Origin of the sequence: Halosubterraneus shenae (assembly GCF_050510935.1) — an archaeon.
Lineage (GTDB): Archaea > Halobacteriota > Halobacteria > Halobacteriales > Haloferacaceae > JBDGPU01.
The window spans coordinates 167192-189326 of sequence record NZ_JBNLVO010000002.1 but is presented as its reverse complement, the minus strand read 5'-3'; the positions used below and the strand labels follow the sequence as shown (position 1 = coordinate 189326).

15 protein-coding genes are annotated in these 22135 nt (G+C 69.2%); 7 read left to right on the top strand and 8 right to left on the bottom strand.

The features are described from left to right. The first annotated feature begins 28 nt into the window (after window positions 1–28). Complete coding sequence (locus ACQE3M_RS04130; protein ID WP_430504691.1) at window positions 29–1852, top strand: SLC13 family permease; 1824 nt, start codon at window positions 29–31, stop codon at window positions 1850–1852. A 69-nt stretch (window positions 1853–1921) separates the two neighbouring features. Here the strand turns inward: ACQE3M_RS04130 and ACQE3M_RS04125 are convergent, their stop codons facing one another. Next, a complete protein-coding gene (locus tag ACQE3M_RS04125; protein ID WP_430504210.1) occupies window positions 1922–3979 on the bottom strand; it encodes a DEAD/DEAH box helicase in 2058 nt (685 codons plus the stop codon). 103 nt (window positions 3980–4082) lie between these two features. On the opposite strand from ACQE3M_RS04125, the gene ACQE3M_RS04120 reads away from it, so the two are divergent. Continuing rightward, window positions 4083–4490, top strand: coding sequence for a DUF5518 domain-containing protein (locus ACQE3M_RS04120; RefSeq protein WP_430504209.1), 408 nt, complete (start codon window positions 4083–4085; stop codon window positions 4488–4490). Between the two features lie 34 nt (window positions 4491–4524). Here the strand turns inward: ACQE3M_RS04120 and ACQE3M_RS04115 are convergent, their stop codons facing one another. Together ACQE3M_RS04115 and ACQE3M_RS04110 are read right to left on the bottom strand one after the other, a co-directional pair. Continuing rightward, window positions 4525–5217, bottom strand: coding sequence for a M48 family metalloprotease (locus ACQE3M_RS04115; RefSeq protein WP_430504208.1), 693 nt, complete (start codon window positions 5215–5217; stop codon window positions 4525–4527). 33 nt (window positions 5218–5250) lie between these two features. Further along, window positions 5251–7242 carry a MutS-related protein gene (locus tag ACQE3M_RS04110; protein ID WP_430504207.1) on the bottom strand — a complete coding sequence of 664 codons (1992 nt, stop codon included), beginning with the start codon at window positions 7240–7242 and terminating at the stop codon, window positions 5251–5253. 112 nt (window positions 7243–7354) lie between these two features. Here ACQE3M_RS04110 and larE point away from each other — a divergent pair, with 112 nt between their 5' ends. From larE to ACQE3M_RS04095, 3 genes are all read left to right on the top strand, one after another. Continuing rightward, a complete protein-coding gene (gene larE, locus ACQE3M_RS04105; protein ID WP_430504206.1) occupies window positions 7355–8236 on the top strand; it encodes an ATP-dependent sacrificial sulfur transferase LarE in 882 nt (293 codons plus the stop codon). Between the two features lie 203 nt (window positions 8237–8439). Further along, window positions 8440–9876: an aldehyde dehydrogenase family protein gene (locus tag ACQE3M_RS04100; protein ID WP_430504205.1), complete on the top strand. Its 1437-nt coding sequence runs from the start codon at window positions 8440–8442 to the stop codon at window positions 9874–9876. Window positions 9877–10052: 176 nt separating this feature from the next. After that, a complete protein-coding gene (locus ACQE3M_RS04095; RefSeq protein ID WP_430504689.1) occupies window positions 10053–10532 on the top strand; it encodes a hypothetical protein in 480 nt (159 codons plus the stop codon). Here the strand turns inward: ACQE3M_RS04095 and ppc are convergent. Continuing rightward, on the bottom strand, window positions 10489–13218 hold the full coding sequence (gene ppc, locus ACQE3M_RS04090) for a phosphoenolpyruvate carboxylase (RefSeq protein ID WP_430504204.1): 2730 nt from the start codon (window positions 13216–13218) through the stop codon (window positions 10489–10491). The two genes, ACQE3M_RS04095 and ppc, sit on opposite strands and share 44 nt — an antisense overlap. A gap of 178 nt (window positions 13219–13396) precedes the next feature. On the opposite strand from ppc, the gene ACQE3M_RS04085 reads away from it, so the two are divergent. Next, entirely contained in the window at window positions 13397–13660 is a 264-nt protein-coding gene (locus tag ACQE3M_RS04085; protein ID WP_430504203.1) for a DUF7973 family transport facilitator, read from the top strand. Here the strand turns inward: ACQE3M_RS04085 and tatC (ACQE3M_RS04080) are convergent. Continuing rightward, window positions 13657–15159: a twin-arginine translocase subunit TatC gene (tatC, locus tag ACQE3M_RS04080; protein WP_430504202.1), complete on the bottom strand. Its 1503-nt coding sequence runs from the start codon at window positions 15157–15159 to the stop codon at window positions 13657–13659. The two genes, ACQE3M_RS04085 and tatC (ACQE3M_RS04080), sit on opposite strands and share 4 nt — an antisense overlap. A gap of 159 nt (window positions 15160–15318) precedes the next feature. Here tatC (ACQE3M_RS04080) and tatC (ACQE3M_RS04075) point away from each other — a divergent pair, with 159 nt between their 5' ends. Beyond that, window positions 15319–17625: a twin-arginine translocase subunit TatC gene (gene tatC, locus ACQE3M_RS04075; protein ID WP_430504201.1), complete on the top strand. Its 2307-nt coding sequence runs from the start codon at window positions 15319–15321 to the stop codon at window positions 17623–17625. Between the two features lie 10 nt (window positions 17626–17635). On the opposite strand, the gene ACQE3M_RS04070 is transcribed toward tatC (ACQE3M_RS04075), so the two are convergent. The 3 genes from ACQE3M_RS04070 to uvrA all read right to left on the bottom strand — a co-directional run bounded on the left by ACQE3M_RS04070 (window position 17636) and on the right by uvrA (window position 21466). Next, window positions 17636–18142: a PIN domain-containing protein gene (locus ACQE3M_RS04070; RefSeq protein WP_430504200.1), complete on the bottom strand. Its 507-nt coding sequence runs from the start codon at window positions 18140–18142 to the stop codon at window positions 17636–17638. Next, window positions 18139–18426, bottom strand: a complete 288-nt coding sequence (locus ACQE3M_RS04065; RefSeq protein WP_430504199.1) for a UPF0175 family protein — start codon at window positions 18424–18426, stop codon at window positions 18139–18141. The genes ACQE3M_RS04070 and ACQE3M_RS04065 overlap by 4 nt, the downstream gene beginning before the upstream one ends. A 94-nt stretch (window positions 18427–18520) precedes the next feature. Then, the gene (gene uvrA / locus ACQE3M_RS04060) at window positions 18521–21466 is read right to left on the bottom strand and encodes an excinuclease ABC subunit UvrA (RefSeq protein ID WP_430504198.1); all 2946 of its coding nucleotides are present in this window, start codon (window positions 21464–21466) and stop codon (window positions 18521–18523) included. Window positions 21467–22135: the final 669 nt, after the last annotated feature.

Below are 22135 nucleotides of genomic sequence, written 5' to 3'. Positions count from 1 at the left end.
CGCGACCCTCGCACAGGCCGGTGGGTCCATCCCACCGCTGACGCCGGCGATCCTCCTCGTGTTCGCGATCATCGCGGTCGCGCTCGTCCTGTTCGTCACCGAACCGCTGCCGATCGACGTCGTCGCCGTCGCGGTGCTGTTCGCGCTGGTCGTGCTCGAACCGTGGACGGGGGTGGACCCGGCGACGGGCGTCTCGGGCTTCTCGAGCTCCGCGACGCTGACCGTCCTCGCGATGTTCATCCTCAGCGAGGGGATCCGCCAGTCCGGGCTCGTGAACATCGTCGGCGCCGAGATCGCCGACCGCTACGGCCACAGCCCGTTCAAGCAGCTCCTTTCCGTCCTCGGGCTCGCGGGCGGGACGGCGGGCTTCATCAACAACACGCCGGTCGTCGCCATCATGATCCCGATGGTGAGCACTATCTCCGAGAAGACGGGGATCTCCCCGTCGAAGCTGCTGATGCCCGTTTCGTTCGTCTCGATGCTCGGGGGGATGCTCACGCTGATCGGGACCTCGACGAACATCCTCGCCTCGGACATCTCCGGCCGGCTGCTCGGCCACCCCTTCTCCATGTTCGAGTTCACCCAGCTCGGCGTCGTCGTCCTCGTGACCGGCGGCGTCTACCTGGCGACCGTCGGCCGCTATCTCGTCCCCGAACGGATCAAGGTCGACGAGGAGCTGATCGAGGAGTTCGAGATGACCGGCTACCTCACGGAGGTCGTCGTTCCCGAGGACTCCCCGATCGTCGGCCAGACGGTCCAGCAGAGCCTCTCCGAGCTCGACGTCGACGCGGACATCGTCCAGCTCGTCCGCGACGACCAGGTGTTCACGGAGCCGCTCGCGCGCAAGGAGATCCGGACCGGCGACGTGCTGGTACTCCGGACCGACCGGGAGAGCCTCCTCACGCTCGTCGACGCCGAGGGGCTCGACCTCGCGCCCGACGCGGAGGTCCACGACGAGGACCTGGACGTAACGGCCGCGGAGATCGAACCCGAGGCGGAGCAGAGCCTCGTCGAGGTCGTGATCGCGCCGGGGTCGACCCCGATCGGGAAGACGCTGGAAACGCTGAACTTCCGGAGCCGGTACGACGCGACGGTGCTCGCGATCCGGCGCGGCGAGGAGGTCATCCACGCCCGGATGGACGAGCGAACGCTCCGCGCCGGCGACACCCTCCTCATACAGGCGACGGCGGACACGATCCAGCGGTTCAGCAACGACCGCAACTTCATCCTCGCCCGGGAGATTACGCGGCCCGACTTTCGGACGAGCCGGATCCCGGTCGCCCTCGCCATCCTCGGCGCCGTTATCGCGCTCGCGGCGCTGAACGTGCTGCCCATCCTCATCAGCGCGCTCGGCGGCGTCGTCGCGATGGTCGCAACCGGCTGCGTGAAGCCGACGGAGATGTACGAGGCCGTCGACTGGAGCGTCATCTTCCTGCTGGCGGGGCTCATCCCCCTCGGTGTCGCCATGGAGCGGACCGGCGCCGCGGCGTGGCTCGCGAGCGTCATCGTCGTCGGCACCGAGGGGCTCGCGCCGATCGTCGTCCTCGGCGTGTTCTACCTGTTCACGGCCCTGATCACGAACGTCGTCAGCAACAACGCCAGCGTGGTCCTCATGATCCCGGTCGCCGTGCAGGTGGCCCAGGGGATCGGTGCGAACCCCTTCGCGTTCGTCCTGGCCGTGACCTTCGCCGCGTCGTCGGCGATGCTCACGCCCATCGGCTACCAGACGAACCTGATGGTGTACGGCCCGGGCGGCTACAAGTTCACGGACTTCTTCCGGGTCGGCGCGCCGCTGCAGCTGGTCCTCACCGTGGTGACGACGCTCGGGATCGCGTTCTTCTGGGGCGTCTGAGCGCGCGTCTTTAAAAGGAACCGCCCTCCGCGACGCGTTCGCCCGCTTGCGCGTCCGCGACGGCGTCGCCTACAGCTCCTCGTCGTATAGCTCGAGCTGCGCGACGAGCTGGTACGGCGGCGTCCCCTTCCGGACGCCGTCGAGGATGCGGAACGCCTCGTCGGGGTCGAGGAAGTGCCGGGTGACGGCGCGCCCGAGCGGGGTCGGCTCGAAGCCGTCGATGAAGTTCCACTGGAGCAGCTTCCCGACCGCGTGCTTCGTCGGGATCTCGCCGATCATCCGGTCGTTGAGCCGCTTGGCCTGCTTGCCGGCGACGGTGATGTTCGCGAGCGTCTCCTCGACCGCGGCGGTCTCGTCGTAGACGGTGTTGACGTCCTCCATCTCGCCTTTCAGGAGCTTGAAGGCGACCTCCTCCTCCGTCATGTCCATCGAGTTGTGGTAGACGGCGTCGGGCTCGACGAGCAGGTAGACGCGCCCGCGGTCGTGGTAGTCGGGGCGGCCCGCCCGCCCGAGCATCTGGGAGAACTCCTGGACGGAGAGCCACTCGATGCCCATCGCCAGCGAGTCGAAGATGACCTGCGAGGCGGGGAAGTCGACGCCGGCCGCCAGCGCCGCAGTGGTGACGACCGCCGAGAGGTCCTGGTCGAGGAACTGGCGCTCGACCTGCTTCCGGCGCCCGTGGTCGAGCCCGGCGTGATACGGCGCCGACGAGTAGTTCAGCTTCCGGCTGATCTCGTGACAGCGCCGCCGCGAGTTCGTGAAGACGATCGTCTGCCCGCGGTACCCCTTCGAGGACTCCTGGTCGAACTCCCGCTGGACGAGCTTGTCCTCGATGCGGGTCTTCTCGCGCTCGTCCGCGAAGGTGACGTGGCGCTCGATGGGCACCGGGCGCTCCTCGAACTCGATCAGGGTCGCCTGGAGCTGTGTCGCGAGCCACTCGGGGTTGCCGACGGTCGCGGAGAGGTACACCCACTGGGCGCCGTCGTAGCCGTGGCTCGTGCGCGCCTGGCGCTCCTCCGCGTAGTACTTCAGCCGGGAGATGAGCCCGTCGAGGCGGTGGCCCCGCTCACCCTCCTTCAGGGTGTGCACCTCGTCGATGACGACGGTCCCGACGTCGCCGAGGTCCTTCCCGGTCCGGAGCGCGTGGTCGATCCCCTCGTAGGTGCCGACGATGACGTCGGCGCCGGGGTCGAACCGCGTCCCCTCGTCGGTGATCCGCGAGGAGCCGACGCGCAGGGAGACGTCCAGCACGTCGCCGTAGCGGTCCTGGAAGTCCTCGTGCTTCTGGTTCGCGAGCGCGACGAGCGGGACGAGAAACAGGAGCGTCCCCTCGCCTCTCAGCGCGCGGTCGATGCCGGTGAGCTCGCCGACGAGGGTCTTCCCCGTCGCCGTCGCGCTCACGACGAGCTGGTCGTCGCCGTCGAGGAGCCCGTTCCGGACCGAGAGGCTCTGGACCGGGAGCAGCTCCTCGAACCGGTCCTGCGTCCGCTTCGCGAGTTCGGGATGGAGGTCCAGCTCGTCGGTGCGGACCGGCGAGATGTCGTCGACGGTGGCCGACACCTCGTCGTACTTCGTCAGGTCGGGGTCGAGCCCGCCCTGCAGCAGGTTGACGATGCGGTCGAGGTCGCCGACCTCGAGCAGGAGGTCCTCGAGGCGGTCCTCGGCCGCGCCCGTGAAGCCGCCTTTAAAGGAGAGCTCGCGGTCGAGCTCCCGGCGGGCGCAGTCCGGGCAGATGTGCTCGTCGTTGTGGGCGATGGCCGTGTCCTCGGTGATGGGCGAGTAGTCGCCGTTGGCCGCACAGCGGCGACAGGTCCGGACGACGAGCGCGTCGAGCTGGTACCCCTCGAGCATCGACTGCAGGCGCTTCCGGCCCTCCTTCGAGGTCTGCTGGGAGATGCGGATGCGGTTCGCTGCGCGGGCGAGTTCGACGAACTCCTCGGGTCGGCGGGGCTCCTCCTCGTCGCCGCGGACGGCGTGGAACTTGCCCGGGCGGGGGCCCGCGCTCGTCTCCTTCAGCTTCAGCCGTCCGTGGAGGACCCGGTCGCCGTCGCGAAGTGCCGCGACGGTGTAGTCGTTCCGGCCCTCGTGGAGGAACAGCGTCTCGACCTCGGCCAGCTGCTGTGACACTATGGGGACTATAAGAGGACCCGGTATTTCAGGGGTTCGCCTCCCGGCCTCCTTATAAAGAAGCCGGCGGCAGAATCAAGGGCGCCGCCGCAAGACGTCGACCATGGTCCCGGACGTCGACGCGGACGCCGCACAGCCCTCCACCGAACCGACCTCCCCACCGCCCTGGGAACGCGACTACGGGACGCCCATCAACGCCCTCATCGGCGGCCTCGCCGGCGTCGTCCTCAGCTTCCTCCCGGGCGCACCGATCCTCGGCGGCGCCATCGCGGCGTACCTCGAACGCGGCGAGTCGCGGGACGGCCTCGTCGTCGGCGCCATCGCCGGCGCCGTGATGCTGGTCCCGTACTCGCTGTTCGTCCTCTTCGTCCTCCTCGTGATGGGCGTCGGCGGCGCACCGATCTGGTTCGTCCTGGTGGCGTTCGGGCTCCTGTTCGCCAGCGCGCTGTACACCGTCGGACTCAGCGCCCTCGGCGGCTACCTCGGCTGGTACCTGCGAACGGAGTTTTGAGCCGCCGTCCGGAGTTTTTTCACCGAAACCGCGGTCAACGACCCTCGCGGAGCGCCGCGATGCGGTCGCCCAGCGGGGGCTGCACCTCGAACCAGGTCCGCCAGGTGCCGGTTTCGGGGGTGACCCCCTGTAGCTCGGCGACCCGCTGGAACGCGTCGGCGAGGGCCTCGGCGCCGACGCGCTCGGCGGCCCTGGCGTCCGCGGCGTACTGCACCCGGCGGCCGACCCAGAAGGAGACGAAGCCGACGACCGCGAGCGCCGAGAACCCGGCCTCGAAGGGGACGATCGTCGTCACGACCGTGGCGAGGATCGCGACGACGACGGCGACGGCGACGGCCCGGAACTCGTTGTAGTACGTCTCCAGGCGGCCGGCCTCCGCGGCCAGCAGCGCCGCCGCCACGTCCTCGTCGAGGTCCGTGAGGACGTCCTCGGTGACGAAGAGCACGCGTCGCCCCGGCGGTCCCCTGACGCCGACGTCGATGGACGGCGTCCGGGTAGCGGCGGCGCCGTCGTCGCCCGCGGTAGCGTCAGCGCTACTGTTGGTCTCGACGATCGCCACTCGATCGACGTTCAGGCCGGCCCACTCCCGAAGCTCCGCGAGCGTCGCCCGCTCCGCGTCGGTTGGCCGGCGGGTGTCGCGGAACCGGTCGGCGACGTACAGCGGCCCGACGGTCACCGCGAGGAAGGCGACGACGGCGACGACGACGGGGAACGCGACGGTGAGCATGTCCGACCGTGCGCTCCCCGGGCGGGAAAAGGTTCAGAACTTCTCTAACAGCGCGTCGTAGAACTCGCCGCCGCGGTCGTCGGCCAGCTTCTCGACGATGAGCTCCGGCGTCGACCGCGCGAGGTGGTTCTTCTGCGGCGAGCGATTGACCCGAAGCTCGCCGTCGACGAGCCCGGTCGCCTCGATGCCGTCGACCGCGACGTCGAAGTCGGCGGCCTCGCGGATCTCCCGCGCGAGGTGGGAGACGAAGACGGCGGTCGCCTGCTGGTCGTCGAGCGCCTCGAGGATGCCCGCGATGATCTTCGCGGACGCGCCGGGCTCCGTGATCGACTCGAGCTCGTCGACGAGCACGAGCCGGCCGTCGGCGCCGTCGACGAGGTCACCGAAGTCGCGGAGGGTGGCCTCGAACGCGCCCGCGTCGAGGGTCCCCTGCGACTTCGCGTAGTAGTGGATCTCCCCGAACTGCTCGAGCTCGACGCGCTCGGCCGGGACTGGCAGGCCCATCTGCGCGAGGATCGTCACCAGCGCGACGAGGTCCAGCGTCGACGTCTTGCCGCCGGAGTTGACGCCGGAGAGCAGCGTCGCACCCTCGACCGCGTAGTCGACCGGTTCGACTGCCTCGAAATCGACGTCGAGGAGGGGCGAGCGGCCGCCCTCGATGCGGAAGCCGGTTCCAGTTTCTCCCGGCTCGCCGTCGACGAACTCCGGCATGACGCAGTCGAAGTCGCGGGCGAACTGCGAGATGGCGAGCTCGACGTCGAGTTCGAGGGCGTCGCGGACGAGCTCCTCGACCGGATCGCGAAGGTCACCGAGGTCCGCGGCGAGGTCGGCCTTCAGCTTCGCGGCGCGGCGGTCGCGGGCAGCGGTCAACTCGGTGCGGAGGCGGGCGACGGCCTCCTCCTCGTGCTCGACGGGGAACGTCGGCTCGCCGCCGAAGATCCGGCTCGCGAGTTCGGCCTCGTCGTCCTCGAGGAACAGGCTGTCGGCGACGTGCTCGCGGGCCTTCGCCAGCGCCTCGTCGTACTCGTCGGCGAGCTCGCGGGAGAGCAGCGAGTCGACGCGGGCGCCCTGCTCGACCAGCGAGAGGAAGTCCTGGCCCTCGATGGTGACGTCCTTCTCGCGGATCGCGTCGCGGAGGTGGTCGTTGGCGACGGACTCCGCGGTGCCGACGGCGGCGTCGAGGTCGTCGACGGCGACGGCGAGCCGGTCGAACTCGTCGTCGCCGACGACGGTCCCATCCTCGTCGACTCGCGAGAGCGCGTCGCGCAGGCGCTCGACGTCGACGGGCGGCTCCTCGTCGGCGACCTCGTGGACCTCGGCGGCGGCTAGCAGTCGGTCGCGGTTCTCGGCGAAGAAAGCGAGCAAGCGCTCGGGAACGGTCTCCGACGGGGTCTCCAGCGCGTCGGGGCGGACGCGCACGTCGCCCTCGACGTCGAGGCCGGCGAACTCCTCGTCGACGACGATGACCGTCGAGTACGAGCGCGCGAGCTCGGCGATATCACGGGTGTCCTCGACGATCTCGGCGGAGAGTTCCGGGACGCGCTCCTCGGCCTCGGCGTAGCGCTCTGCGTCCGCGGTGGCGAGACAGCGCTCGCGCACGCGGACGGTGCCGGGCTCCGCGAGTGGTTCCACGCCTGCGAGGGCGTCGAGGACGTCGGGGTCGGGCTCGCGCTCGGCCGCGCGCTCGGCGAACGCCTGTGCCTCGCGGATGCGCTCGTGGGACGCGCTCGGGTAGAACGTCTCCAGTCGCTTCTCGGCGTAGTCGGTCACCGTGCGCTCCTTGAGGAGCCCCACGGCGTCGCGGTACACCTCGTGCGCCCGGTCGGTCGCGAGGACGCCCCCCTCGTCGTCGTGCCGTTGCCGGATCGCGCCGCGGGCGATCTGGGCGGCGCGGCCCTCGGTGACGCCCGGCGCGCGGGCGAGGGCGGCGACGTCGCCTGACGACAGCGCCGACTCGGGGTCGTCGAGTTCCTGTAGGGCCCGGGCCGTCTTCGCGCCCACGCCCGGGATCGCCTCCAGCTCCATCGGAAGCAGGTATCGCGGCAACCCTCAAAAGGGTGCGGGTCGGGGGCGGCCGTGCGCGGCGCCGGTGACCCTCGGACAGTGCCCTTTTCTCTCGGCGCGACGAATCCCCGCCATGGATCAGGACGTGCTCGCCCCGGAGACGGCGGCGAAGGCCGACGCGGTTCGGGACGACCTCGCCGACCGGGACGGAGTCGTGATCGCGTTTTCGGGGGGCGTCGACTCGTCGGTCGTGGCGGCGCTCGCGCGGGACGCGCTCGGCGACGACGCCGTCGCCTGCACGGCGAAAAGCGAGACGCTGCCGGACGCGGAGCTGGAGGACTCCTCGCGCGTCGCCGACGAGATCGGGATTCGCCACGACGTCGTGGAGTTCTCCGAGCTCGACGACCCGAACTTCGTCGCGAACGACGACGACCGCTGTTATCACTGCCGCACGATGCGGCTCGGGAAGATGTACGAGCGGGCCCGCGAGCTCGGCATCGAGACGGTCTGTGACGGGACGAACGCCTCCGACGAGGGCGAGGGCCACCGCCCCGGCCTCCGCGCCGTCGACGAGCTCGAGGTGTTCTCCCCCCTGCTGGCGCACGACGTGACCAAGGAGGAGGTCCGCGCCATCGCCGACGCCTACGACCTCTCCGTCGCCGACAAACCCTCGATGGCCTGCCTCTCCTCGCGCATCCCGACCGGCATCGAAGTGACCGAACAGCGGCTCTCGCGCATCGAGAAGGCCGAGAAGCTGCTCCGCGAGTGGGGCTTCTCGCAGTTCCGCGTGCGCGACCACGACGGACTCGCCCGCATCGAGGTCGCCCGCGACGAGCTGGAGCACGCGCTCGACCCCGACTTCGCGACGGCCGCGGAGGAACACCTCACCGACCTCGGCTTCGACCACGTGACGCTGGACCTGGAGGGCTATCGAACCGGCAGCGTGAGTCCCGAGAGCGACGACGCGTCCGCCGAGACCACGGGCCCGGACCTCTCCCAGCAGTACCCGCGATAGGAAAGGGCCCGTCGCACGCGTCTGGTTTTCCGTAGATACGGTACATTTTGCTCGTCCGTCGGTGAACAATCCCCCCGAGCTGCTGCTCTCCGGACCGCCCTCGCCACCGTTTCGGGTCGAACCGACCAGGTTGCCGGGGATCTAAGAACTTTACTTTGCTCTGAGTAAATACTTTGTACTAGCCCGGCGTAGCCTCAGCCAAGATGGCTGCAAACCCTGCATCGAACGCGGAAGACCTGTACATCGAGGGGCGATGGACGCCGACGACGGACCACATCGAGGTGACGGACCTCGTGGAGGGGACGGCGTTCGCGCGCGTCGCCGCCGCGACCCCCGCGGACGCCGAGGAGGCGCTCTCGGCCGCGGCCGAGGCCGAGTCCGCGATGCGCGACACGACGGTCGTCCAGCGCGCGAACTGGATGACCGCGATCGCCGACGGCATCGAGGAACGGAAGGCGGAGCTCGCCGAGGTCATCGTCCGCGAGGCCGGCAAGCCGATCAGCAGCGCGCGCGGCGAGGTCGATTCCGCCGCCGAGCGCTTCCGCCGCGCGGCCGAGGAGGCCCGCCAGCTCGACGGCGACTACGTCGAGGGGACGACCGACGGCCACGAGGGCTGGCGCGCCATCGTGAAGAAGGAGCCGATCGGGACGATCCTCTGTATCACGCCGTACAACTACCCCCTCTCGACGACGGCGCTCCAGGTCGCACCCGCGCTCGCCGCCGGCAACTCGGTCATCCTGAAACCGGCCTCGAAGACGCCGGTTAGCGGGGCGATCCTCGCGGAGATCATCGTCGAGGCCGCGCCGGACCTCCCGGACGGCGCCTTCGGGTTCGTGCCGGGCCGCGCCAGCGAGATCGGCGACGTGCTCTCGGGCGACGACCGCCTCGCGGGCATCGCGCTGACCGGCTCGACGGGCGCCGGCAAGCACGTCGCCTCCGTCAGCGGCATGGTCGAACTCCACATGGAGCTCGGCGGCAACGCGCCCGCCATCGTCTTCCCGGACGCCGACCTCGACGAGGCGGCCGGGGCCGCGACCGCCGGGTCGCTGAAGTACGCCGGCCAGCGCTGCTCGGCCGTCTCGCGCGTGCTGGCCCACGAGGCCGTCCACGACGACCTCGTCGCCCGCATCGACGCGAACATGGACGACTGGCACGTCGGCGACCTCTTCGACGAGGAGACGAAGCTCGGCCCGCTCATCTCCGAGTCGCAGGCCGACTGGGTCGAGGAGCTCATCGACGACGCCGTCGAACAGGGCGCGACCCTCGTCCGCGGCGGCGACCGCGACGGCCGCACCATCGAGCCGACGCTGCTCGCGGACGTTCCACAGGACGCCCGCATCGTCGACGAGGAGCAGTTCGGCCCGGTCGTCGCGGTCACGACCGTCGCCGACGAGGAAGAGGCGCTGTCGGTCGCCAACGGCGGCGACCTCGGGCTCGACGCCTCCGTGTTCACGAGCGACTACGACCGCGCGATGCGCGTGGCCGACCGGCTGGAGGCCGGCGGGGTACGCATCAACGGCGCGCCGAGTCACGGCCTCGGCGACATCCCCTTCGGCGGCGTGAAGGACTCCGGCATCGGCCGCGAGGGGATCGGCTACACTATCGAGTCGTTCGTCGAGACGAAGAGCATCGTCCTGTAGATACGACGAGCGAAAGTCGTCTGTACGCTCGGACCGGCCTCGGATAGCCGCGAGGAGATCCGGGCGCTCGTCGACGCCGGCATGTCGGTCGCCCGGCTCAACGCCAGCCACGGCTCGATCGAGCACCGGGAGACGGTCCTGTACCGCGTTCGCGAGGTCAGGAGACCGTCGAGCCGATCGCGACGCTGCTGAATGTTCCCGGCCCGGAGATCCAGACCGCGCTGCTCGACGAGCCGGTCGAACTCCCGACCGGCGAGCAGCACCGCCTCGTCGTCGGCGACACCGTCGACGACGAGGTTATCGGGCTCTCCACGTCGCCGTCGGCAGTCAGTCCCGGCGACGAAGTGCTGCTCGACGACGGTCGCATCGAGCTGACCGTCGACCGCGTCGAGGGCGACGAGGTCGTCGCCACCATCGACTCCGGCGGGCAGCTGGGCGGTCAGCGGGTCGCGGAAGAAGATCACGGCGTCGCAGGCGCCGGCGACAACGGTCGCGCCGATCTCCAGGTCGCCGCCGAGCGGGCCCGCGGTGAGTGGTTCGACGAGAGTTCGGTCCCCTCGTTCAGCCGGCTGCCAGTAGAAAAATCGACCCACGGCCCGTGCTACTCGCCCGCTATCCGGTCGACTTCATTCCGGCAGCGATCCCCTTCACCGTGAGCCGGAGCGCCCTGTCCTCAGCGTCGGTGAGGTGGTCCTGACCGAGCAGACGCACCTGCAGGAGGTTCAGGGGGTCGACGTAGGGATTCCGCCGGTCGAGGTTCTCGCGGACCCAGGGCTGCGGCGGCAGCGCGTCCCGGCCGGTGATGGACAGCACCAGATCGACGCAGCGATCGTACTCGTCCTCGATGCGGCCGAAGAACGTCTCGCGGTGCTCGGCGTCGGCGAGGTCGGCGTACTCGGCGGCGATCTCGAGATCCGTCCGGGCCAGCGCCAGCGCGGCGTTGTCGAGCGTCGTGCGGAAGAACGGCCACTCCGCGTATAGCTCCTGGAGCGTCTCGAGATCGCCGCCGTCGTCGAGGTACGCCTGAAGGCCGGTGCCGAGCCCGTACCAGCCGGGGAGGATACACCGGGCCTGCGTCCACGAGAACACCCACGGGATGGCGCGGAGGTCCTCGACGGAGCGGTCGCCGGAGCGGGAGGCCGGCCGCGAGCCGAGGTTGAGGTCCTCGATGACGCGGATGGGCGTCGCCTCCTCGAAGTAGGCGACGAAGCCGTCCGTCTCCAGCAGGTCGCGGTACTCGTCGCGGGCGGCGTCGGCGGCGGTCGTCATCGCCTCGTCCCAGGCCTCGGGCGTCGCGTCCGCCTCGTCGGCGGTGATCGCCCGGTAGCGCGCGCGGATCTGGGCGTTCAGCATCTGTTCGAGGTTGCGCTCGGCGATGCGCGGGTTGGCGTACTTCTCGGCGATCGCCTCACCCTGCTCCGTGAACTTCACCTGGCCGGTGACGGTCTCGGTGGGGAGCGCGAGCAGCGCCTCGTTCATCGAGCCGCCGCCGCGGGAGATGGAGCCGCCGCGGCCGTGGAACAGCCGGAGATCGACGTCGAAGTCGTCGGTGATCGCCGCGAGGCGCTTCTGGTTGCGGTGGAGCGACCAGTTCGCGGCGAGGAAGCCGTTCTCCTTGTTCGAGTCGGAGTAGCCGAGCATGATCTCCTGGACGCCATCGCGCGCGTCCAACGCGGCCGCGTACGCCTCGTTCTCGAAGAGGGTCCCCATGATGCGCCGCGCGCCGGAGAGCGCCGACTCGGTCTCCAGCAGGGGGACGACGTCGATGCCGCAGTAGCCCGGGAGGTCGACGACGCCGGCCTGGTCCGCGAGGAAGAGGACCTCGAGGACGTGGCTTGGCTCCTCGGTCATGCTGATGCAGTAGGTGTCGATGGCGTCGACGCCGAACTCGCGCTGCCAGTCGGCTAGCGCGGCGAACCGTCGGAGGACGCGGGCGGGCGTGTCGTCAAACCCGCCGTCGCCGTCACCCACGTCGCTGGGGGCGTCGCTCCCGCCCGCGAGGTCGATGACCGGCTGTGACTGCTGGATGGCGTCCGTGAGCACCTCGACGCGCTCGTCCTCGTCCATCCCGGGGTAGTCGACGCCCTCGCGCTCGAACACGGCGGCGACCGTCTCGGTGTGGTTCTCCCGGTGGTCACGCAGGTCGAGGCTCGCGAGGTTGAAGCCGAAGGTGTCGACCTGCCGGACGAGCGGTGCGACCGACGCGTCCACGATGGCGTCGGCGCCGTCGGCCCGGAGGCTCTCGACGATGGTCTCAAGGTCGGCGAGGAGTTCGTCGGCGTCGTCGTAGCCGCCCTGGCGCACGTCGCCGACGCGGTCGACGCGCTCGCGCATCAGCGCCAGCTTCTGTCGGTAGAGCTCGCCGGGATACCGCTCCTCGACCGCCTCGGCGACACCGGGCAGGCGCTCCTTGTCGGCGGCGAGTCGCTCGCGGAACGCCTCGGGGGCCTCGAACTCGCGGGCGTCCTGGCTCAGGACGCCGGAGAGGTCGCCGAGCTTCGTCCGGTACTTCTCGAGGACGACGCGGCGCTGGCGCTCCAGCGTCTCCGTCGTCACCTCGGGCGTGACGTAGGGGTTGCCGTCGCGGTCGCTGCCGGCCCACGAGCGGAATTCGAACAGCTTCGTGGCGTCGACGCCGGGGTAGTGCTCCGCGAGCGCCGCCTCCAGCTCGTCGTACACCTCGCCGACGACGTCGAAGAGGACGTTCTCGAGGTACCACTGTACGTTGCGCGCCTCGTCGGTGACGGCCGGCCGGCGGTCGCGGATCTGCGGCGTCTGCCAGAGGCTCGTCACCTCCGCCTCCAGCCCGCGCTCGAGTCGGTCGACCTCGCGGTTCGTGAGCCGACGCTCGTCGAGCGTCTCGATGAGGGTCGCGACCGACCGGAGCTTCCCCTTCACCGTCTTCCGGCGCGCCTCGGTCGGGTGGGCGGTGAACGTCGGCTCCACGAGCACGTCCGCGAGCACCTGCTGGACGACTTCGGGGTCGGCGTCGTCGGCGGCGAGGCGCTCGACGGCCGCGGACAGACTCTCCGCCAGCGTGCCGGCGTCGCGCTCCTCGCGGATCCGCCGGACGCGCTCCCGCTCCTCGGCGAGGTTGGTCAGCTCGAAGTAGGTCGTGAACGCGCGTGCGACGACCTCGCGGTTGGCCGCGTCGAGGTCGACGAGCTCCTCGCGCAGGGACGCCCGCGAGTCGACCTCGTCGCGCCGGTACGCGATCGCGCCCGTTCGGACGCGCTCGACGGTGTCTAACGCCGCGGGCGAGGCCTGGTCGGACAGCACCTCACCGAGCAGCGTGCTCAGCTCGCGGACGTCCTGCTCGACGCCCCGGGTATGCAATGACATACCATTCGCTGAGGCTCGGATGATGTAAAGACTGCCGCATGTCGAAATTTTTGACTCAATGTAGAGTTATGGTTTCTATGTCACAATCGATGCGGTGAGTGCCCGAAAACGACGCGGCCGGCGGCTCGATCGGGGGGTCCCATGGCCTTCCGGGGTTCGAGACCGGGAGCACCTTCCTGTGGTACGCCATCTCCGCGACGAGCCGGCTGTTCTCGCAGCCGGGCTTCGAGAGAAGATCCCGGTTATTCACTACACGACGCTGATGGGCGCCGTGGGCGCAGTCGTCGCGGTGCCGCTCGTCGGCAGCGAGCCGGTCGACCTGCTCGTCGCCGCCGCGTTCGCCGCGGTCAGCGGGATTGTCGAAAAACTGACCCAGCACAGCTGCTACTCGCACTCAGACACCAACGTCGACCCGCCGGCGACGGCGACGCCGCGGGTCTAGTTCCCGGTCCACCGCAGCAGCGCGAGCGTGCCCTCGTAGAGGCCGATCATCGTGAGCGTGACGATGATGGGGGCCATCCCGGTCGGGTCCGGGCTGAAGATGAACGCGATGCCGAAGAACGTCCCCCAGAACACCAGCCGCTTGTCCTCGAGCCACTCGCGGGTGACGAGGCCCATCATGATCGCGAGCATGATGAAAAGCGGGATCTGGAAGACGATGGCCATGAACGAGATCAGCATCACGATCAGGTTGAACGTCTCCGCGAGCCCGTACGCGACGATGGCGACGCCCGTCGTGTAGGAGGTGAAGTACGCGAAGATGGCCGGCAGCACGAGGAAGTGGGCGAACACCATCCCGATCGCTCCGAGCACGAGGCTGGTCGGGACGGCCGCGAGGTAGTAGCGGCGCTCCGTCCGGTAGAGGCCGGGGCGCATGAAGAGGTACGACTCGTAGACGAAGACGGGGAGGCCGACGATCACGCCGAGGATGCCCGCGACCTTCAGTCGCGTGAGAACGAGCTCGAGCGGGCCGTACAGCCGCGGCCGGTTCTCCATCGGCGCCGGGATGTGGTAGCTCCAGAGGTAGTTGATCAGCTCGCTGGCGGAGGGGAACGCGATGGCCGTCGCGATGCCGGCGAACAGGAACACGACGCCCAGCCGCTTCATCATCTCCTCGATGTGGACGGCCAGCGGCATCTCCTCGTCGGTCTCCGGGCCCTCGAGGAACTCGTCCTCGTCGTCCCCGTCGAACCCGTCGTCGGCAGTGCTTGCACCGTCGTCGCCGTCGGCGTCAGCGTCGCCGTCGTCGTTCATCCCGTACGGGTCCGACTCCGGCACCATGCTCGGGTTCTCCTCGGCCTCGTCGCGGTCGAGCGGCGGATTGTTCTCCCGAGCCTGCTCGAGCTGCTCCTCGAAGGACTCGCCATCGTCGGCGTCAGCGTCGACATCGTCTTCCTCCGCGTCAGGACCGGGGTCGGCGTCGGCTGCCTCCACGTCAGCACCGGGGTCGCCGGCCGCGGCGGCAGCGTCGTCCGGTTCCTCGTCCCAGAGGGACTCCCCGTCGTCGTCACCGCCGTAAACGTCCTCCTTGACCGTTTCCGCATCCGGGAACTCGTCGGACTCCTCGTCGCCGTCGGCGACGTCATCGGCATAGGCAGCGGCCCCGCTTCGCTCGTCAGCGTCGTCCTCGGAACCGTCGTCCTCGTCGGCGTCTTCGGCTACGTCCTCTTCGGCTACGTCCTCTTCGGCTACGTCCTCTTCGGCAACGCCCTCTTCGGCAACGCCCTCTTCGGCAGCATCTTCGGCAACGTCGTCCTCGGCGGCACCGTTCGCTCCATCGTCGGGGACGTCGCTGTCGCTCTCGCCCTCTCCGTCGTTAGCGACGGACTCGTCGCTATCCGAGGGTGCCGAATCGGGGTCCGCGGACGGCGGGGCCGCCGTCGACGGCTGTGTCTCGTCGTCCGACGACTCGTCGTTCGACGGATCCGGGTCGTCGCCCATTCACCGGGAGTTCAACGCCCGGCTATTATAGGCCTTTTCCGATAGGGTCGATGGCGAGCGGACGAACGGCCGCGACCCGGGTGAGAGGCGGCGGTCGCACGCGCGAGACCACGGACGTGTTCGAAAAGGTTGATAACTGGGACGGACCTCGCGTTCGGTATGTCGAGTGCCCTCGACGAGGATACCCAGCAGACGCTGGCGGAAGGGCAGGAAACTGCCAGGACGTTTCTGCGATCCGTCCAGAAGGATCTCCAGAAGGTCTTCGTCGTCTTCCTCGTCGGCTTTATCGGCACGTTCTACGCACTGCGGCTCTACATCTGGGACGCCCTGAAGGGCGTCACGCGGGCCAACATGCCGCCCGAGATCGCCAAGGAGCTCGAGATCATCGCCCAGACGCCGTTCGAGGTGATCCTCCTCCAGGCGAAGATCGGGATGATCATCGGCGGCCTCTTCGCCGTCCCGCCGCTGATCTACTTCGGTCGCGACGGCCTGAAGGAACGGGACATGTGGCCGACCTCGCCCGTCTCCCCCTGGAAGATCGCCATCATCGCGGTGATGGCGGTGGTGCTTTTCACCGTCGGCGCCGCGTACGGCTACCTCGTGTTCTTCCCGGTGATGTTCAACTTCCTGGCGAGCTTCGGCCTCGACGCCGGCTTCAACCCGAGCTACTCCATCGTGATGTGGACGGAGTTCATCGTCTTCCTCTCGCTGTCCTTCGGGCTCGCCGGGCAGATGCCGCTGCTCATCACGGGGCTCTCCTACGCCGAGATCGTTCCCTACGAGACGTTCCGTGACAAGTGGCGGCACGCGGTCGTCGCCATCTTCGTCTTCGGCGCGATGTTCTCGCCGCCGGATCCGTTCACGCAGATCATGTGGGCCGTCCCGCTCATCGGGCTCTACGGCTTCAGCCTCTACCTCGCGAAGGTCGTCGTGACGGCCAGGCGCTCCTCCGACCAGATCGACGTGCTGGCCTCGATCCGCGAGTACTGGAACGTCGTCGCCGGCGCGCTCCTGCTCGGCGGCGCCGCCGTCTACGCCTTCTACCGATACGGCGGCCGAACCGCCGCCAACGACGCGCTCCGCGCGCTCGGAACGACCCGCCGCTTCCTCCCGGCCGGCGAAGGGATCGGCGTCGCGCCGACCGTCGCGGTCGGCCTCTACGCGACCATGGCCGCGCTGTTTTGCGCACTCCTGGCCGTCCTCTACGTCGTCTACCGCGACCTGGAGATGCGGGCGCCGCCCGGCCAGCAGGAGCTGGGCGACCCGACCGCCATCGACGTCGGGAACCTCGACGCGGCCGGCGTCCGCGCCGCACCGCCCCAGGCGTTCGTCGACATGAGCGAGGAGGAGTCACTCAAGCTGGCCGAGGCGGCGATGGACGCCGACGACCCCGAGAAGGCACAGGCGATCCTGGACCGCTTCGACGAGGTGCAGGAAGCCGTCGAGGCGGGCGAACTCGGCGACGAGGGTGAAGCCGCGGAGGGTGAAGGTGCCGCGGGCGAAAGCGCCGAAGCCGTACCCGAATCCGCGACGGGCGCCGGCGACGCCGCGAGCGAGGGCGGCGGCGTCACTGAGGACGTCGGCGACCGCGCTTCCCGCGCGAGCGAGACGTTCCTCGACGGCATCATGGACGAGGACGAGGAGGCCGACATCGGCGGCTACTACACGGACCTGCGGTTCATCGCCGACTCGCTGCGCTCCGGCGCGTTCCGCATCGTGGCGGTGTTCATGGCCGTGATGGCGTCGACGTTCACCTGGATGTACCTCGGCGGGCTCGGCGACGTGCGACGGGACTTCATCAGCCGGGTGCCGTCGGAGCTCGACACCAGCTCGTTCACGGTCATCACGCTGCACCCCGTCGAGGCGCTCATCTTCATGGTGAAGTTCTCGGTCCTCGCCGGGATCCTCGCCGCCCTCCCGGTGATCGCGTACCACGCGTGGCCCGCGTTGCGGGAGCGCGGGTTCGTCCGTGGCCACCAGCGGCAGGTGTACGTGTGGACCGGCTCGCTGGCCGCCGCGCTCGTCGGTGGGTTCGTGCTCGGCTACCTCTACATCGCGCCGGGGCTCATCTCCTACCTCGTCACCGACGCGCTCAACGCCGACATGCTGATCACCTACCGGATCAACGACTTCTTCTGGCTGATCATCTTCACCACCATCGGCATCGGCCTGCTCGCGGACATCCCGGTCCTGATGGTGCTGCTCAACTCGGCGGGGGTCCCCTACGACGCGCTCCGCAACCGCTGGCGGGAGGTGACCATCGCGATGCTGACGTTCGCCGCGATCTTCACCCCCGCGGACATCCTCACGATGTTCCTCGTGACGGTGCCGCTGATGGCCGCCTACGGCGTCGGGATCGGCGTCCTGTTCCTCGTCACGCTCGGCGGGCGCCGCGACCTCGCGCCGCCGGCGGACTTCATCACCGACGAGGACGGGATCCGGTCGAAGGTCGAGGACAGAGTCTAACGTCCGCGCGCTACGACTGCGCGTCCAGCGCCCGGATGAACGTCGCGTACAGATCCGACCGCCCGTGCCAGCCCGCAGCGAGCAGGTCGTCGAAGGCGTCGAGCGCCCGCGGTGGTCGCAGGTCGCCGTCGGCCGTCGCGGCCAGCAGGAGTCGCGGTAGCGTCGTCGTCGCCACCGACTCCGCCGTGGCCAGGGTCTCCAGGTACTGCTCGTCGACGACGGCCACGCCGTCGACGAGGTCGGCGAGGGCGACGGCGGCCGCGTCGGGATCGGAGAGCCGGTCGTTGCGGCGCAGGCGCTCGAAGGTGTCGTCGTTCGTCACCGGCACAACGCGGAATCCCTCGTCCTCGCCGACGCGCACGACGGCGGTGGCCGGGGGCCGGTCGGGGGCGCTCGCCACCAGCCGCTCGTACGTCGGCTCGGCGAGCAGGACCTCCTCGGGCACCGCCGGGAGCACGTCGAACTCGTCCGCGCGGGCGAGCATCGCCGCCGCGGCGGTGCCGAGGACGAAGGTCATCCGTCGAGTTCGGCGACCACCCGTTCGGAGTCGACCCAGGTCACCTCGCGTTCGCGGAGGAGGTCAGCGAACGCCCACGGGTCCAGCTCGGCCAGCTCGGCCGCCCGGTCGAAGGTCAGGTCGCCGTCGGCGAACCGCTCGACGGCGCGGTCGCGACGCCACTCCGCGAGCGCTTCCGAGAGCAACTGCTCGGCGGCGGCGTCCTCCGCGAGGTGCTGATCCCGCGCGTACGAGGCGAGCTCGCCCGCGAGATCGTCGTCCAGGGGGACCTCGACCCGTTCCATACGGGGCCTCTCACCGGGCGAGGATATGAAGGTTTGTCCCAAAAGGGCGCACCGGTCGCTGAACCAACGACGACTAGCGGCGCGTGGAGCCGGCTCAGTCGTCCGCGGCCTGCGCGGGCTTGCGCCGGTCGCTGCGCGGACCCTCACGGTCGACGGCGGGCAGCAGGTCCCGGAGGTACCGGCCCGTGTGGGACTCGTCCGTCCGGGCGACGGACTCGGGCGTCCCGGACGCGACGAGGTTGCCGCCGCCCTCGCCCCCTTCCGGGCCGAGGTCGACGACGTGGTCGGCGTTCTTCACGAGGTCGAGCTCGTGTTCGATGACGACGACGCTGTTGCCGTTGTCGACGAGACGGTGGAGCACGTCCACGAGCTTGCGCTCGTCCGCCTTGTGGAGGCCCGTCGTCGGCTCGTCGAGCAGGTAGAGGGTGTTGCCGGAGTCCTGCTTGCCGAGCTCCTCGGCGAGCTTGACGCGCTGGGCCTCGCCGCCCGACAGCGTCGTCGAGGGCTGGCCGAGCTCCATGTACTCGAGGCCGACGTCCTTCAGCAGCTTCAGGCGACGACGGAGCCCGTTGTGGCTCTCGAAGAAGTCGTACGCCTCGGCGACGGACATGTTGAGCACGTCCGCGATGGTCTTGCCCTTATACGTCACGTCGAGCGTCTCGTCGTTGTAGCGCGCGCCGCCACAGGACTCACAGGGGACGGTGACGTCCGAGAGGAAGTTCATCTCGATGGTGACGGTGCCCTGCCCGCCACACTCCTCACAGCGGCCGCCCTTCACGTTGAACGAGAAGCGCCCCTTCTTGTAGCCGCGCTGTTTGGCGAGCTTCGTCTCCGCGAACAGCTTGCGGATCTCGTCGAAGACGTTCGTGTACGTCGCCGGGTTCGAGCGCGGCGTCCGCCCGATGGGCGACTGGTCGATGAGCCGGACAGTCTCGACGTCGTCGATCCCCTCGATGGCGTCGTGCTCGCCGGGGTCGACGGACGTGTTGTTGTTCATCTCCCGGACCAGTCCTTTATAAAGGATGTCGTGCATCAGCGTCGACTTCCCGGAGCCGGAGACGCCCGTGATGGCGGTGAAGACGCCGAGCGGAATGGGGACATCGAGGTCCGCGAGGTTGTGCTGGCGGGCGCCCTCGATCAGGAGTTCGCCCTCGGGGTCGCGGCGCTGCTCGGGAACCGGGATCTCCTCGCGCCCCGCGAGGTAGTCGCCCGTGACGGACTCCTCGGCCGCGACGATGTCGTCGAAGTCGCCCTGCGCGACGACCTCCCCGCCGTTCTTCCCCGGCCCGGGCCCCATGTCGACGATGTTGTCGGCGCGCCGCATCGTCTCCTCGTCGTGCTCGACGACGATGAGCGTGTTCCCGAGGTCGCGGAGGCCCTCCAGGGTGTTCAGCAGGCGGTCGTTGTCGCGCTGGTGGAGCCCGATGGAGGGCTCGTCCAGCACGTAGAGGACGCCGACGAGGCCGGAGCCGACCTGCGTCGCCAGCCGGATGCGCTGGGACTCGCCGCCGGAGAGGGTGGCGGCCTCGCGGTCGAGCGTGAGGTACTCTAGCCCGACCTCCTCCATGAAGCCGAGGCGCGCGCGGATCTCCTTGAGGATCTCCTCGGCGATCTTGCGGTCGCGCGCGGAGAGGTTCGCCTCCATCCCCTCGAAGTGCTCGCGCGCGTCGCCGATCGACATCTCGTTCACCTCGGTGATCGAGGTCCCGTCGACGAGGACGTGCCGCGACTGCTCCTTCAGGCGCGTCCCGTTACAGGACGGGCAGGTGGTGACCGCCATGTAGTCCTCGATGTGCTCCCGGGTCGACTCCGACTCCGTCTCGACGTGGCGGCGCTCGAGGTTCGGGATGACGCCCTCGAAGCGCTTCTGCTTCCGGCGCGTGCCGTTCTTCGTCGACCGGCTGAAGACGACCTGCTCGTCGGTGCCGTAGAGGAACTGCTCCTGGACGTCGTCGTCGAGCTCCTCGAAGGGGGTGTCGACGCTGACGCCGAAGTGCTCGGCGACGGAGTCGATCCGCGTGCGGTAGTACGACCGGTTGTAGCTCCACGCCTCGAAGACGTCCTTGATCGGCTTCGAGGGGTCCTGGACGACCAGATCCTCGTCGACCTCCTTCGTGTTGCCGATCCCCTCACAGTCCGGACAGGCGCCGTACGGGCTGTTGAAGGAGAACGAGCGCGTCTCGATCTCGGAGAACTGGAAGTCGGAGGCCGGGTTGCCGAGTTCCTCGGAGAACTCCACGACGAGCCGGTCGTCGCCGTCGCCCGCGAGCGATCCCGTCGAGCGCGCGTTCGACGCGAACGGCGAGTCCTCGGGTGGGTCCGGAACTATCAGCTTCAGCGCGCCGTCGGCCTCCTCGAGCGCGGTCTCGACGGAGTCGGTGATCCGCGAGCGCTCGGCCTCGTCGATCTTCACGCGGTCGACGACGACGTCGATGGTGTGGTCGTAGTTCTTGTCGAGGTCCGGCTCGTCCAGCGTCAGGTCGACCTGCTCGCCGTCGACCTCGACGCGGCTGTACCCCTCGCTGACGAGCTCCTCGAAGAGGTCCTCGAACTCGCCCTTCTGGTCGCGAACGACGGGCGCGGCGATCTTCGCCTTCGTCCCCTCGGGGAGCTCGAAGATCTGGCGGACCATGTCCTGGGCGGACTGCTCGCCGACCTCCTCGCCGGTGACGGGGTCGTACTGGGTGCCGATGCGGGCGTACAGCAGGCGGAGATAGTCGTGCAGCTCCGTGACGGTGCCGACCGTCGAGCGCGGGTTGTTGGCGGCGTTCTTCTGGTCGATGGAGATCGCCGGCGAGAGCCCCTCCACGCTCTCGACCTGCGGCTTGTCCATCTGGCCCAGGAAGTTGCGGGCGTACGCGGACAGCGACTCGATGTAGCGGCGCTGCCCTTCGGCGTAGATCGTCTCGAACGCGAGGGAGGATTTCCCGGAGCCGGACAGGCCGGTGACGACGGTGAACTCCTCCCGCGGAATCTGGACGTCGAGGTCCTTGAGGTTGTGCTCCTCGGCCCCGCGGACCTCGATGTTGTCCTTGCTCATCTTGAAGAAATTGTAGTGTACCCGCCCGGGAATACTCGTCGGTTCCGGGTGATATTCTGCTTATAAAGGAGGTACGTCTCTGTTGACGAGGCGATTTGAGAAGGGTGTGGATCCGTTGTACATGACTGCGAGAACGACGTCGGCTGTTCTCGGTTATAAATTGGATCCGCAGGTGCGGACGTTGATATACTGGCTACCAACAGCGGGAACGCCCTCGGCCGCTTTTGCTTATGAATAGGATGGACAGGTGTAGACGCTGCTACACTGGGCCGGAACAGCATGAAAGCCCTCGGCCGCTCTTGCTTATAAATCGGATGTACAGGTGCAGACGTTGCTGCACTTGACCACAACAGCGGGAAAGCCCTCGGCCGCTCGCGGTCGCTGCGCGACATATCCGCGCCTCTCAGCACCGCCCGGCGCGGATAGGGGTCGTCGCAGCGACTCCCCTCCGGCGCGACCGGCACTCGCCCTTTCAGTCCGCCAGGACCGCGACAGCAACCGCAACCGCGACCGCAACCGCACCGCACCGCCTCAGCACCGCACTTGCTCCCGCACACCTCTCCCCTCCCCAGCCTCGGCCGGCGCCGGAACCGCACCGCCTCGGCGCCGGCCTCCCTCGCACGCGTTGCTCGCGCGCGCCACCCGCACCGCACGCCGGACAACCGTTGG

What these genes read in the sequence shown, in the direction of transcription:
- ppc (WP_430504204.1), bottom strand. Translation starts at nt 13,218, where the DNA reads ATGTCATTGCATACCCGGGGCGTCGAGCAGGACGTCCGCGAGCTGAGC.
- tatC (WP_430504201.1), top strand. Translation starts at nt 15,319, where the DNA reads ATGTCGAGTGCCCTCGACGAGGATACCCAGCAGACGCTGGCGGAAGGG.
- ACQE3M_RS04065 (WP_430504199.1), bottom strand. Translation starts at nt 18,426, where the DNA reads ATGGAACGGGTCGAGGTCCCCCTGGACGACGATCTCGCGGGCGAGCTC.
- tatC (WP_430504202.1), bottom strand. Translation starts at nt 15,159, where the DNA reads ATGGGCGACGACCCGGATCCGTCGAACGACGAGTCGTCGGACGACGAG.
- ACQE3M_RS04070 (WP_430504200.1), bottom strand. Translation starts at nt 18,142, where the DNA reads ATGACCTTCGTCCTCGGCACCGCCGCGGCGGCGATGCTCGCCCGCGCG.
- ACQE3M_RS04115 (WP_430504208.1), bottom strand. Translation starts at nt 5,217, where the DNA reads ATGCTCACCGTCGCGTTCCCCGTCGTCGTCGCCGTCGTCGCCTTCCTC.
- larE (WP_430504206.1), top strand. Translation starts at nt 7,355, where the DNA reads ATGGATCAGGACGTGCTCGCCCCGGAGACGGCGGCGAAGGCCGACGCG.
- ACQE3M_RS04110 (WP_430504207.1), bottom strand. Translation starts at nt 7,242, where the DNA reads ATGGAGCTGGAGGCGATCCCGGGCGTGGGCGCGAAGACGGCCCGGGCC.
- uvrA (WP_430504198.1), bottom strand. Translation starts at nt 21,466, where the DNA reads ATGAGCAAGGACAACATCGAGGTCCGCGGGGCCGAGGAGCACAACCTC.
- ACQE3M_RS04120 (WP_430504209.1), top strand. Translation starts at nt 4,083, where the DNA reads ATGGTCCCGGACGTCGACGCGGACGCCGCACAGCCCTCCACCGAACCG.
- ACQE3M_RS04100 (WP_430504205.1), top strand. Translation starts at nt 8,440, where the DNA reads ATGGCTGCAAACCCTGCATCGAACGCGGAAGACCTGTACATCGAGGGG.